The sequence below is a fragment of the Humibacter antri genome (assembly GCF_054777235.1).
This window is the reverse complement of sequence record NZ_BAAHAW010000006.1, coordinates 22783-37277: the sequence shown is the minus strand read 5'-3', so window position 1 is coordinate 37277 and position 14495 is coordinate 22783. Positions and strand designations below refer to the sequence as shown.

The following is a 14495-nucleotide window of genomic DNA, read 5'->3' as shown; positions in this document are numbered from 1 at the left end:
GAAAGAGAGAGCCGTGGCAGACATCCGCCCGTACCGTTCCAGCGACCGCGACGCGGTCTACGAGATCTGCCTGAAGACGGGAAGGTCGGGAGAGGATGCCACCGGCTGGCTCGAGAACGACGACGTTCTTCCCGACATCTACGCACTGCCGTATGTGGATCTGGCGCCCGAGACGGCGTTCGTGGTCGACGTGGACGGCCGCGCGCACGGGTACATCCTCGGGGTCGCCGACACTGCAGCGTTCGTCGACCGGCTGCGCACGGACTGGCTGCCCGGGTTCGAGTCCAAGTACCCGCTGACCGGTGACGACACCCCGACTCAGCGCTTCGTGCGCGACGCTCGTCGCCCGGAACGGATGCTCATCCCCGAACTCGACGACTACCCTGCACACCTGCACATCGACCTGCTGCCAGACCTTCAAGGGCAGGGGCTGGGGCGCATGCTCGTGCACACGCTCACGGCTGAGCTGCGGTCACGAGGTGTGCCAGGGGTGTGGCTGGAGTACGGGGTCGACAACGTGAACGCCGGCGCGTTCTATCGTCGCTTGGGCTTCACGCCGCTGCCGTCCAGCGCCACGGGCACCCGTGTCGCCCTCCGCATCAGCGCCGAGGTCTGATCGGTCGAACTCGCCGAGCGAGCGCTATCGGATCGACAACGGTTCAAAGCCAGGTGAGCAGCGGGATCCGCTCGAACCAGTACAGCCATCCCGGCTGTGTCGACCGCATCTCGGACAGCGTCACCGATTCTTGCGGACTGACGAGCGGGCGGTCGAGCACGTCGGCGAGGTCCTCCATGTCGGCACGAGACCAGTACTGCCCTCGCAGACGGATGCGCGGCACACCGGCCGTATCGAGTATGAAGAGGTTCGGCTGGGTGTCCAGCGCATTGTCGCGGTAGATCTCGACGAGGCAGAGCATGCCGATCTCGCGCTCCGGTATCTCGGAGACGCGCCCGAGGAATCCGCGTTCCCGTACCCCCTCGGGCGAGACGACGACGTTCGTGCGGCGGTATTGCAGCACGGCGAGAATCGCGATGACGGCCACGAGCACGTGCACGGCCAGCGTGATCTGCCAGCCGCCGTTGCCGATCGTGAGCCAGTACGCCACGGCGAACAGCGGAGTGGTCAGGGCGAGCGCGGCGATCACTCCGCTGGCGAGCAGGTGTCGATGCGGACGCAACACGTGTGTCTCGGTCGTCATCACCTGCTCGGAAAGCACAGCGCTCCTCCGCCTCGATGGGGATTTGCATTCAGATTGGGCCGTTGTCGAAACGGCGTTGTCGCGGACTCTCGGGGTCTGCGGCGATGGGTACAGCTTCGGTGCCCGATCGCGTGTCGCCGCCGCTCAAGCCGACGTTGTCGGTTCGAAATGCGCGGTGCTCAGGGCCACACTAGCGAGAATCGCTCAGAGATAGAACCCCCATTCCGCCCCGACGTTCGTATAGGTGTCGCCGTGCCCGCACGCACACGATCGAGCTCCAGAGACGGACGCCCCGCCTGACACCGGGCGACCCGACCGGGTAGGTTGGAAAGGCGAGGCACCGATGGCTTGAGGTGCCGCAAGACTGGGAGAGTTCCGCATGAATGTGGTCGCGTTGATCGTGTCGGGAGTGCTGTTCCTGGGCGGCTTGGCACTGATGGGTTATGCACCCGAAGTCACCGACTGGGAGAGCCTCACGTTCCTCGGAGGGATCATCGCCATGGCGCTCTCGTTCTGGATCCCGATGACGGTGCTGCCGAAGCTGGACTGACCGTCGAAATCGAGACCTGCCGTTCGACGTCTCGGTGACGACGCAGAATGCTCGTCATCCAAGGCAGAGGGGAACGGACCATGGCCGAGTATCTGATCGCGATCAGCGGGGACGAGCAGCGCTGGGATGCGATGACCGCCGACGAAGGCGCCGCCATCGACGAGGGACACCGGCGCTTCCGAGAGCAGGCCGGCACGGCCGTCCTGGCCGCCGGACAGCTCGAGGGCCGTCGTGTCTGGACGACGCTGCGCGCCGCCGAAACGGGCGAGCCCACGGCGGTCGACGGCCCGTTCGCCGAGACCAAGGAGATGCTCGGCGGCTTCTACCTCGTCGATGTGCCCGAGAAGGCGGATGCCGTCGCTCTCGCGAGCCTGCTGGCGGAGGCCCGCGCCGACCACAGCGGCGTCGAGGTCATTCCGCTCGTCGTGCACTGAGCGAGGCTGAGCGAGAGTCAGTCGCCGAAGACCGCAGCGACCTCGGGAATGGCGGCGATGTACCCGTCGAGCAGGCGCTCGGCGATCGTCACCGAGTCGACGAGCGGATGCAGCGCGAACGCGAGCAGCGCCTCTCGCCGATCTCCCGTGGTCGCCGCGCGGATGATGTGACGCTCCACATCTTTGAGCTGCAGCATGAGCCCGAGCTGGTATGCGCTCGGGGCGGTGGTCGCCAGCGGGTGCGTGCCACCGGCATCCACCAGCGCCGGCACCTCGACGACGGCGTCGTCGGGCATGCCGGGGATCGCTCCGCGGTTGCGCACGTTGAGGATCATCGTGGAACGCTCGTTGCGGCTGATGGCGTGCATCACTTCGAGCGCGACGCCGGCGTAGCCCTGCATGACCGGGTCGAGGTCGGAAAGCGGCGCGCGGGCCGGAGCGTCTTGCGTGCCACCTTTGGCCTCCGCCATGTAGCTGGCATCACGCCGCGCAACGGCGGCACGCCAGCGCTCGACGGCCGACCCGCCCTCGGTGGCCAGCCCGTGGAAGAACTCGTCCTGGGTCTGAGCGAGGAAGTCGCCCCGCGTGATGCCGGAGGAGAGCACGTTCCGCACGGCGTCGCGATTGAAGTAGTAGTAGTACAGGTATTCGTTGGGAATCGCGCCGAGGGCCCTTATCCATTCGGTGCCGAACACCTCGCCCTCTTCGAGCGATCCCAGCCGCTCGTCGTCGGCGAGCAGCGCGGGCAGCATGTCGACTCCGTCGTAGAGCAGCCGGCGCATCCAGCCGAGGTGATTGAGCCCGACGTAGTCCGGCTGCAGGCGGTCGAAGTCGAGCCCGAGCAGGGTCGCCGCCCGACGCACGAGGCCGGAGGGGGTGTCGCAGATGCCGAGCACCCGGTCGCCGAGAACCGATTGCAGAGACTCGGTGATGATGCCGGCCGGATTCGTGAAGTTCAGCAGGTACGCGCCCGGTGCGTGCTCGTGGATCACTTCGGCGTAGTGCCGCATGACCGGGATCGTGCGCAACGCGTATGACAGGCCGCCAGGACCGGTCGTCTCCTGTCCGAGCACGCCGAGGTCGAGCGCCACGTGCTCGTCGTGGCGGCGACCGGCGATGCCGCCGACGCGGATGGCTGCGAACACGAAGTCCGCGTTCTCGATCGCCTCGCGCTCGTGTGTCGTCGTGACGACGCGTGGAGCATCCGTGTGTCCTCCCGCGAGCTCGTCGAGGATGCGGCGGATGCCGTCGAGCTTGCCCTGGTCGCTGTCGAGGAGGGCCACCTCGGTGACCCGCTGCGGACCGGTGTCGCCCAGAAGCGCCTGATAGACGAACGGGGTGCGGAATCCTCCTCCGCCGAGGATGGCGAGCTTCATGCGATGATCACCGTTCCGCCTGCTTCCGTGCAGAGCCTTGTCGTGTTCGGGTTCGCTCCGTCGGTGGTCACGAGCGTGTCCACATCGGCCAGCGAGCACAACCGCAGCGAACCCGTGCCGGGGAACTTGCGATCGGAAGCCACGAGCACGCTGCGATCGGCGACGGCGAGCATCCGCTGCTTGATCGGTGCCTCGACGGCCATGTCGTCGACCACCGAGCCGTTCTCGCGCACGCCCGTGCAGCTGAGGAACGCGATGTCGGCGCTCACCTGGTCGAGCGCGCTCTGGGCCAGTGACCCGACCAGGCTGCGGTAGTTGCGGCGGAAGACGCCGCCGAGCAGAACGAGCCGAACGGCCGCGTCGTCGCGCAGTTCGTCGAACGCGGCGACGTTCCCGGTGATGACGGTGACCGGGCGCCCGCGCAGCGCCCGGGCGATGAACGATGTCGTGGTGCCGATATCGAGCAGCACGACCTGGTCGTCGGCGACCAGGTCGGCCGCCGCCTTGCCTATCGCTGCCTTGAGAGATGCCTCGGCGTCGTCGCCGACCGTCCACGGATCTTCGAGGCGCTCGGGGTCGCCAGGCCGGCCCGACGTGGCCCGCGGCGGCACGACCGCGCCGCCGTAGGTGCGCACGAGTTCGCCGTTCTCGTCGAGCTGCTGCAGGTCGCGGCGGATCGTGGACTCGCTCACATCGAGGCGTTCGGCCAGCTCGCGCACCGAAGCCGACCCGTCGACGGCGAGCGCGTCGAGGATCCGGGTGCGCCGGGCCTTCGAAATCATGGGCACGAGTTTATCCGTCAGATGACGGAGTTTGCGTGAATCGCGCAAGAAGGAAGCGGGAAGGAAGCAGAGCACCGAGCTGAACTGGCGGTAACAGTTTGAGAAAATGTCCTGACAACCCTTGACCGAGGGGCACATCGCGCGCCTATGCTCAAAAGCCAGTCAAACAATGTCACATTCCGCGCGATCAACGGCGACGCGCCGTAGTCACGCAACCCGCACCCGAGTGGAGAAGCACGCAGGTGGAAGAGCAGAGGTTCGCACCGAGCGCAGGCATCGACGCCTCGTCGGCGGGAATGGCCGCGGTCTTCGGCGGCCGGCTCTACTGCGACCTGGTGTTCGCCGACGTGCCCGTGCCCGGCCCGGGGCAAGAGGTGCACGCCTCCGACTTCGTTCTCACAGTGGGCGGAGTGGCGACCCGCGCGATCGCGGCGGCCCGCCTGGGAATGGATGCCGGCATCGTCGCGGTGCTCGGCACGGATCCGGCCGGCCGGCTGGTGCGCTCGCTGCTCGAGGAGGAGCCGCGGCTGCGCACCGACTGGATCCAGGAGCATCCGTCCGCCCGCGTCGCGGTGACGGCCGCCATGACCGAGGGCAGCGACAGGAGCTTCGTCACGTACGAGGACGACGCGTCCGCCATGCCGACAGTGCTGCCCGACGGCGCGTCGCCCGTCGCCCGCTGCTGCCAGGTCGACCTGGCCGATGCGGAGGCCGAATGGGTCGTGCGCATGCGCGAGGGCGGCGCCCGCGTCTACGGCGGAGTCGGCTGGGATGTGACCGGTGCCTGGGACGGCAGCGACCTGGAGCGACTGCAGAACGTGGATGCGTTCATCCTGAACGAGGACGAGGCGCTCGCCTACACGCGCTGCGACGACGTCGAGGTGGCGGCACGAGTGCTCGCGCAGCGGGTCGGCCTCGTCGTCGTGACATTGGGAGACGCCGGCGCGCTCGCCGTCGACTCCCGCGCCGGCCGGGTGCAGCACGTCTTGGCACCGCGCGTCACGGCCGTCGACCCCACGGGCGCCGGTGACGTCTTCACCGCGGCCTTCATGGCCGCCGAGCACCAGGGCTGGCCGCTTGCGACCGCTCTGCGGTTCGCCACGATGGCGGCCTCGGAGTCGGTTCGGGGGCTCGGTGGGGCATCCAGTGCACCGACATGGCAGCAACTGGCGAGCGCTCTGCCGCAGGAACTTGACGCGTACTGGGAACCGATCGCCGAATGGGCGATGCATCGAACAGGAGGACAGCGATGAAAACAACACGACGGAGAGTGATGGCGGTCGCCTTGGCGACCACCGTTGCGCTCGCGCTCGCAGGTTGCGTGCAGAGCGCGAACCAGGCTTCGGGCGGAAGCACGTCGGGAGGCAAGCACACGCTCACGGTCTTCGTCAGCGCGGACACCAACATTCAAGACCTGTGGCAGAAGACGCTGATCCCCGCGTTCACCAAGGCGAACCCGTCGTACTCCGTCAAGGTCGACTTCGATCTGCACGGCGTGCACGACCAGCAGACGGTGGCGAAGATCACCGCAGCCACCGTGCAGAAGCGCGACCCGGGGTATGACATCGTCGATGCCGGATTCGTGCAGCAGCTCTCCACGAGCGGGCTGCTGGCGACCGCGACGCCGAAGCAGATCCCGAACCTCGCGAAGGTGCCGCAGTCGATCCGCCAGCCGGGCGGGGCGAACTCGGTGCCCTACCGGGCGTCGTCCGTGCTGCTGGCATACAACAGCGACAAGGTCACCTCGCCGCCGAAGACGGTCGACGACCTGCTCGCGTGGATCAAGGCGAACCCCGGCAAGTTCACGTACTGCTCGCCTGCCTCCGGAGGCAGCGGTGGCGCGTTTGTGACCACCGTTCTCGACAAGACGATCCCCGCTGCCGATCGCGCCAAGATGGTCACCGAGTACGAGCCCACCCTCGAGACCGATTGGAACGCGGGCTGGGCCACGCTGCGCAGCCTCAACCCCTACGTGTACCAGCAGGGCGTCTACCCGAACGGCAACAACCAGGTGCTCGACCTGCTCTCCAGCGGTCAGATCCTGATGGCGCCGGTCTGGTCCGATCAGTTCACCTCTGGCGTGCAGAGCGGTCAGATCCCGAAGAACATCAAGGCGACGCAGACCACGCCGTCGCTCACCGGCGGGGCCTCCTACCTGGGTGTTCTCAAGGCGTCGCCGCGGGCGAAGGATGCCTACAAGCTGCTGAACTGGTTGCTGACCCCGGCCGCGCAGGCATCCATCTCCCAGTCGGTCGCCGGCTATCCGGTGATCCCGCTGACGGAGCTGCCGCAGTCGATCCAGACCGAGTTCGCGACCGCGCAGATCGACAAGCTGCGCCCGACCTACCAGGCGCAGATGAACAACGACATGAACCAGCAGTGGTCGCAGCAGGTGCCGGGCAAGTGACGGTCTCCACCGCGCGGCGATCGGCGCGTGGCACGAAGAGCCTCGGGGTGCGGCGCACCCCGAGGCTCTCGGTGGCCGGGTTCCTGATGGCCCTGCCGCCGATCGTGCTGGTGCTGCTCTTCGTCGGACTGCCGGTCATCCTTGCGCTCGGCTTCAGCCTCGGCTTCACGGGCGGGCTGAACACCGTGGTCTCCCTGGTCGGGCAGCAGGTGCACAAGGCGACGAACTGGTGGGGAACGCTGGCGGCCTGGGCCGATGTCTTCGGCGACAGCCAGTTCCTCGCGAACCTCGCGGTCACCGTCATCGTGACGGTCGTGAGTGCCGCGCTGGTGCTCGGAATGTCGATAGGCATCGGCCTGTACCTGCGCATGCGGGGAGGATGGTTCGCCACTCTGCTGTCCGGGCTCGCTGTCGTTCCGCTGTTCATCCCGGTCGTGATCGCGTCGTGGGCTATCCTCACGTTCTACGCCGGCGACGGGTTCATCCGCAGCGTGTTCGCATCCGTGGGCCTCGTCGGCCCTACCTGGGGTTACACGGTGGTCGCGATCATCATCGGCTCGGTGTGGACGTCGCTGCCCTTCGCCGTGCTGATGATCTCCTCCGGGTTCCAGTCGATCCCGGATGCCATGATCGAGGCCGCCCAGGATGCCGGCGCCTCCCGCTCGCGCATCGCGATCAGCATCCTGATCCCGATGTCGTCCGTGCCGATCGTGATCGCCTCCACGTTCACCGGGATCGGTGTGATCGGATCGTTCACGGTGCCTTACTTCACCGGCCCGAACGCGCCGACCATGCTGGGCGTGATGCTGACGAACTACTTCACCGCGTACAACCGGCCGCAGCAGTCGATCGTGATGGCGTTCACCATCTTCATCGTTGCGGCCGCGATCGGCGCGTTCTACGTGTGGGCGAACTTCCGGAGCGCCAAGGAACAGGGGAGGGCGTGATGAGCGCAGTCACCGATCGCACGTCGCCGCCGGTAGTGGAACAGGAACGGCCGTTGCAGCAGTTTCAGGAGCGCAGCCCGCTCGTGAACAGGATCGGGAGCCGAACGCTCATCGTGCTGTTCTCGGCGTTCATGATCCTGTTCATCCTGGGGCCGCTCGCCTGGCTGGCCGTGCATGCGTTCGCCACCAGCTGGACGTTCCCGAACCTCTGGCCGGACGGCTGGACGATGCACTGGTTCGGCACCGTCTTCAGCGACCCCGGTCTTGGCGCGGCAGTGCAGAACTCGCTCGTGATCTCGCCGATCGTTGTGGTGTGCTCAGCGGTGATCTGTCTGCCCGCCGCATACGCGTTCGCGCGCCACGATTTCTTCGCCAGGCGCACGTTCCTGGTGGGGCTCTTCGCGACGAACGCGTTCCCGAAGATGGGGCTCTTCGCCACCCTCGCGTCGCTCTTCTACGCGCTGAACCTGATGAACACGGTGGTGGGCATCGTGATCGTGCAACTGCTGGGCACGATCGTGTTCATGACGTGGATTCCGGCCGCGGCGTTCTCGGCCGTGCCGCGCAGCCTCGAGGAGGCGGCGCGCGACGCGGGTGCGTCGAAGCTGCTGGTCTTCTTCCGCATCACGCTGCCGATGGCGATGCCGGGCATCCTGGTCGCCGTCGTCATGTCGTTCCTGGCCTCGTTCGACGAGGCGCAGGGCACGTACCTCGTCGGGGCGCCCGACTACTTCACGATGCCGACCGAGATGTACACGCTCGTGCTGAACTACCCGAAGCAGGTCGCTGCAGTGTTCTCGATCCTGCTGTCCATTCCATCCGTCGTCCTCATGCTCGCCGCCCGAAAGCACATCATGGGCGGACAGCTGGCCGAGGGCTTCCAAATCCGATAGAAGGGGTGCACCATGGGCGAGCCTGACCACGGCGACACCGCAGAACCGAACAACGAGACGACGAGTCGGAACGGAGGCGGCCCCGGCAGTTCCGGTGCTGGCAGCGTCGGCGCGAGCCGGACGATCCGTGACGAGCAGGGCCTGACCATCGAGGGCTTGAACAAGGTGCTCGGCGGACGCACGATCATCGACGACCTCAGCCTGTCGGTGCGGCAGGGAGAGCTGGTGTCGCTGCTCGGGCCCTCCGGATGCGGCAAGACCACGACCCTGCGCATGATCGCCGGATTCCTGAGCCCCGACAGCGGCTCCATCCGTGTGGCGGGTCGCGACGTGACCCGGCTGGGGCCGGAGCGCCGGCCGAGCGCGATGGTGTTCCAGAACTACGCGCTCTGGCCGCACATGACGGTGTTCAAGAACGTCGCATTCCCGTTGCGGCTGCGCAAGATGCCGCGCGCCGACGTCACGAGCCGTGTCGAGCACGCGCTGGAGCTCGTGAACCTGCTGCATCACAGGGATTCCCGGCCCGGCCGCATCTCCGGCGGCGAGCAGCAGCGGGTGGCGCTGGCCAGGGCGCTGGTGCAGGAGCCGCAGCTGCTCCTGCTGGACGAACCCCTCAGCAACCTCGACGCCAAGCTTCGGGTCAAGGTGCGGGAAGACATCCGTGAGCTGCAGCAGCGACTCGGTATCACGACGGTGATCGTGACCCACGACCAGGACGAGGCGATGTCGGTCTCGGACCGGATCGCGGTGATGAACAACGGGCGCATCGAGCAGTACAGCACTCCGGCCGACCTCTACGCGCATCCGCGCACCACGTTCGTCGCCACCTTCATCGGCGCGATCAACATGGTGGCGGGCGTTCTGCGTGACGGGATGATCGTGCCAGGCGAGGAGACCACTGCAGTGCGGCCCGAGGATGTCGCCTTCCACCGCGAGCCGACGCCCGGCGCGGTGGAGGCCGTGGTCGAGCGGGTCATCCCGCGCGGGCATTTCAACGAGCTCGTGCTGCGCCGGACGGATGCCACGCTGCGCGCGTACGTCTCCGGCGAGGCGCCGGCCATCGGCGAGAGCGGATACGCACGCATCGTGCGCGCGCTCCGCTACGAGGACGGCGTGCTGCAGGACGCCGCGGTCGATGCGCCGCGCGAGCGCGTGACAGTGAACGACAGGGCATCCGCCCGATGACGGCGACCGGGCTCCGGGTGCGGGCGTGCGCGCACCGCGGCGACTCCGGCCGGCACCGGGAGAACACGCTGCCGGCGATCCGGTCGGCGATCGCATCCGGCGCGGGTTTCGTGGAGATCGACGTGCGCGTCACCCGCGACGGACAGGTGGTCGTCGTGCACGACCCGACGTTCGAACGGCTCTGGAACCTCCGGCAGCCGGTCGCCGAGACGACGTGGGACGAGATCCTCGCGCTCGGTGACCCGGACCATCGTCCGCCGTTGCTCAGCGAGGTGCTGGGACTCTTCGACGGTGTCGGCTCGACGCTGCTCATCGACATGGACGACGCATCCTTCGCCGCTCCCGCCCACGCGGTGGCGGCCTCGGACACGACCCCCGTCGGCGCATCCATCGCCTGGTGCGGCGACCTCGGCGGCATGCGCACGATCAGGGCGCTCGACCCCGAGGCCCGCATCTGGATGCCGTGGAGCAGCACGACGCCGCCTACCGATGACGACCTCGGCGATCTGCGGCCCGAATGCATCAACACGCCCTTCGCCGTGATGTCTCCGGGACTGGTCGACGACATCCACCGGCTCGGACTCGACGTGACGGTGTGGACCGTCGACGACGACGCGGTCATGCGCTGGGCGATCAGAACAGGAGTGGATACCGTGACGACCAACCGGCTGGGCCGATTCCAGAGCATCGCGGCGAACGCCGAGGGCGGGTCGGCGTTCGACGACGAGGACGGCGCGCCCGCCACGACTGCCGTGCGGCCCGGAGCGCTGGATGCCGAGCAGGAGCTCGAGCGTGCCCACGCGGTCGCTCGTTCCCTCGCGGAGTGGGCGGTCGAGTTCACGAGTGCTGCGGACCCGGGCACGATCTCTGCGAAGCGCGACGCCGCCGACCTCGTCACCGAGGTGGACACCGCCGTCGAACGGCAGGTGCGCGAGGTCATCGGCGCACAGTTCCCGGAACACGACTTCGTCGGCGAGGAGTTCGGCGGCCAGGAGCGCCCCGGCGTCCCGTGCTGGTATCTCGACCCGGTCGACGGCACGGCGAACCTCGCCAACGGCGTGCCGTGGAACGCGTTCTCGCTCGCTCTTGTGGTGGATCACGAGCCGGTGGTCGCGGTGGTCGCCGACCCGTGGCGCGGCGACGTGTTCGATGCGCGGCGGGGTGCCGGGTCGCGGCTGAACGGGCATCCGCTGCAGCTGCCGAATGCCGCCCTGCCGGATGCCGCACTGCCGGATGCCGCATCGCAAGGCGACCCTCTACGCGGCCGCATCGTGAGCACGGAGCTGGCGAACCAGCATCCGTGGCCCGGCATGCTCGCCCTGCTCCGCCGGCTCGGCGATCGCTTCTGCACGATGCGCGTCATGGGGTCGGGCACGCTCACCCTGACCGGTGTTGCGGCCGGCCGCGGTGTCGGTGCGGTGATCGGCTCCTTCGGTGCGGTCGATCATCTCGCGGCGATCCTCATCGTGCAGGAGGCCGGCGGCGTGGTTCTCGACGAGCGCGGGGCGCCGACGTCGTTCCCGGCATCCGGTGGCGTTCTCGCGGCCGCGCCGATCGCCGCCGGTGCGCTCTACGACGAGTGGAAGGCGTCGATCGCGGAGGAGCAGCCCGCCGGGTGAGCTGCCACTGAGGCCGCGTGCCGAAAGCGAGGGGCATCCCTGGCAGAAGCTCATCGAGCACACGTGCGCAAACACGTCCGCGGCACCCCGATCGGGATGCCGCGGACGCGCCCGTCTCGTCTGCGGCTACTGGGCCGCGAAGGCGAACACGTGGATCGATGCGTTGCTCGGCAACGTCACAGACGCGATGGTCTTGCCTGTGGTCAACGGGATCGAGTTGTAGAACACCCGATAGGCGTAGGCGGCATCCGCGTAGCCGCTCGGCGTGTTCCTGCCCTGGGTGGAGACAGCCACCTGGGAGCCGAATTCGTTCGCGGGCGAGAACGACCAGTTCGGGAATCCGAGCTGACCGGTCGACGTCGTGCCGTCGGTGTAGGTGACGGTGACCGTGTCCTGAACGTCACCGGCCTCCGAGCCGAGGAACGCGAGCTTGGAACCCGAGCCGTTCGCCACGATGGTCTGACCGTTCGCCTGCACGTTGTCGTTGGTGCCCGCCGCCGCCGTCGGCCACGTGAAGGTCGCACCGCCGAAGTCGATCGTGCTGCCGGGCGTGACGCCGGCCGCCTTCAACTGCTCGGCCGAGAAGCTGTTCTGGTAGCCGTCGAAGTTGCCGGCGGCGTAGTTCGACAGATCGGTCACGCCGACGTTGTTGAATGCTGCCGCGAGATTCGGATACGGCACGTTGCTGAACAGGTCGTCGACCCCCGTCACGGTCGCCGTCGTGCTCCGTGACCGGTAGGAGACCGTCGCGGTGAGCTCATCCGTGTGCGGTCCGGGCGGGGGAGTCGGGCCGGTCGCGGCGAACGACTCGGTGACCGAACCGCCCGATCGAATGACGTGGGTCCGCTTCGACGACGGCGTCACGGTCCAGCCGGAAGGAGCGGTGAGCGTGACATCCGCTTTGTTGATCATCGTCGGGCCGTTGTTCGTCATGGTGACGTCGATCGTGCGGGGTGCACCTTCCTTCTCGGCGCCGTTCGTGAACGAAAGCGAGACGGCGGGCGCGATCTTCTTGCCGGCACCGGGGGCCACGCGATACATCACAGTGCCGTGCGCAGGCACGTCGGCCGAGATGACACCGTTGGTCACCGACCGTTCTCCGCTGACCAGCTCGGTGAGCGTGAACGGCCCGGATCCTTTGAGGCCGGCCGTGGCCGCGGTCGTGCTGATCGTCTGCGACGAGGTGCCCTTGTTGAAGAGCACGACCGACACGTCCCCGTTGGAGAGCGGCTTGGTCAGCACGTCGTATCCGGTGCCCTGCTGCACGACGTGGCCCTGTGCGCCGAGCGCATCCTGATCGACCGCGATGATGCGGTCGTTGCCGAGCACAGCCAGCGCGGCAGGCGACAGCTTCGTCAGGTCGGTGCTGCTGATCAACGGTGCCGCCATCTCAGCCCAGAGCGACATCTGACTCTGCATCTCGGTCGTGGTCAGTCCCGAATCACCGGCGAGAAGGAAGTCGGGGTCGTTCCAGTGGCCGGGACCGGCATACTGCCCGAGCGGCTCGTTGTACGAGTAGTTGTAGGCGATCGCACTCCACTTCGCGGCGGCGCTCTGCTGGCCGAGAGCCGTGTCGGCTCCCTCCCGCCAGAGGTTGGCCACCTTGCTCGAGGCCGCGATCACCGTCTGCCAGTCGGAGGTGCCTTGGAAGTAGGCGGGCGCCGAGTCGGAGAACACGATGGGCCTGCCGGAGTCGACGAGTGCCTTGCTGAACTGGTTGTACGCGTTGATGTACGTCTGCGCCGCGGACTGTCCCGCAACGGAGGGCACGTTGCAGCCGTCGAGCTTGACGTAGTCGACACCCCACGACGCGAACGTGTCGGCGTCCTGCTTGTAATGGCCCCAGCTGCCGGGGTAGCCGCCGCATGTGTACGTGCCGGAGTCCTCGTAGATGCCGAACTTCAGGCCCATCGCGTGCAGCTTGTCGCCGATGTACTTCATGCCGTCAGGGAAGGTCGTCGGGTTGGCGACGAGAGTCCCGCTCGCGTCACGCGACTGCATCCAGCAGTCATCGATCGTGACGGTGTCGTAGCCCTTCTTCGCCAAGCCGCTCGAGACCAGCGCAGCGCCTTGATCGAGGATCAGCTTCTCGTTGATGTTGCACTGGTAGTACGACCAGTCGTTCCACCCCATGGGCGGGGTGAGCGCCAGACCGTTGTATGACGACGCGGTTGTGGCTGCGGTGCTCGAACTCGGCACCGTCGTGGCCATCGCCGCGCTCGGGGCTGCCAGCAGTGCGGCAGCTACTGCCGCTGCGCTTGCTAGCGCGGCGGCACGACCCTTTCCCATGCGATCTCCATTGTTCGTGTGGCCCCCGAAAGGAGGATGCTTCACACATTAGGCCGCAATGTCCTGACGATAAATGGGTAATTACGGTCACTATCAATCAATTTGGTGATCGAAGCGTCAAGATGGGTCAGAGGGTCAGTACTTCAAACCGGAGAACAGCCCGCCTTTGTACATCACGTAGAGGCCGATCAGCATGTAGACCACCGGGATGATCCAGACGCCCCATCGCCTGATCGCCCTCGGCACCGGCCGTGGGCGTACCAGCAACGCGCCGAGTGCGCACCAGACGGCGACCCCGATCGCGAAGACGAGCAGTGTGAGCGTCAACGCCGGGAGGCCGAGGGTGCGGAAGTAGGGCGGGTAGGCGGCGAGGTTGTCGCCGCCGTTGGCGAGGGTGAGGCCGATGACGCCCCAGGTGCCGCCGGCGGCAACGATCCGCTGAGGAGCGCCGTTCGCGCGTGCCCGGATGGCGTGGATCAGGCGGTAGACCCCGAGCGAGAGCGGGAGGAACCCCAGCACGCCGGTCCAGCCGGTGGGAATGAGAGTGAGCCCGAGCGCGGCGAGCAAGGAGACGAGCACCAGGATGGCCACTCCGGAGTACTGGCCGACCCAGATCTGCCATTTCTTCGGGCGCCCGCCTGCGCTCGCGGCCGCGTTCAGAACGGCGAGCACGACGAAGTCGTCGAGGTTCGTGCCCGCGAAAATGACGACACCGGCACCTACCACGGCTGCGACCGACTCCACGGCACCACGGTACGGGACCACGGTTGTCCGGCCGCGCCCTGCCGCGTCTCACAGCGGTGCGACCGAGCGG

General features: G+C 67.5%; 14 protein-coding genes. 9 read left to right on the top strand and 5 right to left on the bottom strand.

Going from position 1 to position 14495, the window contains the following annotated elements; all coding sequences use genetic code 11:
• Nucleotides 1–13 precede the first annotated feature (13 nt).
• The gene (locus ACYVDK_RS03875) at nucleotides 14–616 is read left to right on the top strand and encodes a GNAT family N-acetyltransferase (RefSeq protein WP_460518224.1); all 603 of its coding nucleotides are present in this window, start codon (nucleotides 14–16) and stop codon (nucleotides 614–616) included.
• 43 nt (nucleotides 617–659) lie between these two features.
• Here ACYVDK_RS03875 and ACYVDK_RS03870 read toward each other — a convergent pair whose 3' ends face one another.
• Entirely contained in the window at nucleotides 660–1217 is a 558-nt protein-coding gene (locus tag ACYVDK_RS03870) for a YdbT family protein (RefSeq protein ID WP_460518221.1), read from the bottom strand.
• Between the two features lie 361 nt (nucleotides 1218–1578).
• Here ACYVDK_RS03870 and ACYVDK_RS03865 point away from each other — a divergent pair, with 361 nt between their 5' ends.
• Both ACYVDK_RS03865 and ACYVDK_RS03860 read left to right on the top strand, forming a co-directional pair.
• The gene (locus ACYVDK_RS03865) at nucleotides 1579–1749 is read left to right on the top strand and encodes a hypothetical protein (RefSeq protein ID WP_460518218.1); all 171 of its coding nucleotides are present in this window, start codon (nucleotides 1579–1581) and stop codon (nucleotides 1747–1749) included.
• An 80-nt stretch (nucleotides 1750–1829) separates the two neighbouring features.
• Entirely contained in the window at nucleotides 1830–2183 is a 354-nt protein-coding gene (locus ACYVDK_RS03860) for a YciI family protein (RefSeq protein ID WP_460518215.1), read from the top strand.
• A 17-nt stretch (nucleotides 2184–2200) separates the two neighbouring features.
• Here the strand turns inward: ACYVDK_RS03860 and ACYVDK_RS03855 are convergent, their stop codons facing one another.
• Nucleotides 2201–3559: a 6-phospho-beta-glucosidase gene (locus ACYVDK_RS03855; RefSeq protein ID WP_460518212.1), complete on the bottom strand. Its 1359-nt coding sequence runs from the start codon at nucleotides 3557–3559 to the stop codon at nucleotides 2201–2203.
• Nucleotides 3556–4341, bottom strand: coding sequence for a DeoR/GlpR family DNA-binding transcription regulator (locus tag ACYVDK_RS03850; RefSeq protein ID WP_460518210.1), 786 nt, complete (start codon nucleotides 4339–4341; stop codon nucleotides 3556–3558). Before ACYVDK_RS03850 ends, ACYVDK_RS03855 begins: the two co-directional genes overlap by 4 nt.
• Before the next feature lie 242 nt (nucleotides 4342–4583).
• Between ACYVDK_RS03850 and ACYVDK_RS03845 the strand changes: the two genes are divergently transcribed.
• Genes ACYVDK_RS03845 through ACYVDK_RS03820 form a run of 6 tightly spaced genes read left to right on the top strand, consistent with a single transcriptional unit; the run spans nucleotide 4584 to nucleotide 11392 of the window.
• Nucleotides 4584–5594: a carbohydrate kinase family protein gene (locus ACYVDK_RS03845; RefSeq protein WP_460518207.1), complete on the top strand. Its 1011-nt coding sequence runs from the start codon at nucleotides 4584–4586 to the stop codon at nucleotides 5592–5594.
• On the top strand, nucleotides 5591–6748 hold the full coding sequence (locus ACYVDK_RS03840) for an ABC transporter substrate-binding protein (RefSeq protein WP_460518204.1): 1158 nt from the start codon (nucleotides 5591–5593) through the stop codon (nucleotides 6746–6748). The genes ACYVDK_RS03845 and ACYVDK_RS03840 overlap by 4 nt, the downstream gene beginning before the upstream one ends.
• Nucleotides 6745–7695: an ABC transporter permease gene (locus ACYVDK_RS03835; protein ID WP_460518202.1), complete on the top strand. Its 951-nt coding sequence runs from the start codon at nucleotides 6745–6747 to the stop codon at nucleotides 7693–7695. The genes ACYVDK_RS03840 and ACYVDK_RS03835 overlap by 4 nt, the downstream gene beginning before the upstream one ends.
• Nucleotides 7695–8588, top strand: coding sequence for an ABC transporter permease (locus ACYVDK_RS03830; RefSeq protein ID WP_460518199.1), 894 nt, complete (start codon nucleotides 7695–7697; stop codon nucleotides 8586–8588). The genes ACYVDK_RS03835 and ACYVDK_RS03830 overlap by 1 nt, the downstream gene beginning before the upstream one ends.
• Nucleotides 8589–8600: 12 nt before the next feature.
• Nucleotides 8601–9773 (top strand): ABC transporter ATP-binding protein, encoded by a 1173-nt coding sequence (locus ACYVDK_RS03825; RefSeq protein ID WP_460518197.1) that lies wholly within the window; start codon nucleotides 8601–8603, stop codon nucleotides 9771–9773.
• Nucleotides 9770–11392: an inositol monophosphatase family protein gene (locus ACYVDK_RS03820; RefSeq protein ID WP_460518195.1), complete on the top strand. Its 1623-nt coding sequence runs from the start codon at nucleotides 9770–9772 to the stop codon at nucleotides 11390–11392. Before ACYVDK_RS03825 ends, ACYVDK_RS03820 begins: the two co-directional genes overlap by 4 nt.
• A gap of 126 nt (nucleotides 11393–11518) precedes the next feature.
• On the opposite strand, the gene ACYVDK_RS03815 is transcribed toward ACYVDK_RS03820, so the two are convergent.
• Complete coding sequence (locus tag ACYVDK_RS03815) at nucleotides 11519–13681, bottom strand: glycoside hydrolase family 27 protein (protein WP_460518192.1); 2163 nt, start codon at nucleotides 13679–13681, stop codon at nucleotides 11519–11521.
• 135 nt (nucleotides 13682–13816) lie between these two features.
• A complete protein-coding gene (locus ACYVDK_RS03810) occupies nucleotides 13817–14425 on the bottom strand; it encodes a cadmium resistance transporter (protein WP_460518189.1) in 609 nt (202 codons plus the stop codon).
• Nucleotides 14426–14495 lie beyond the last annotated feature (70 nt).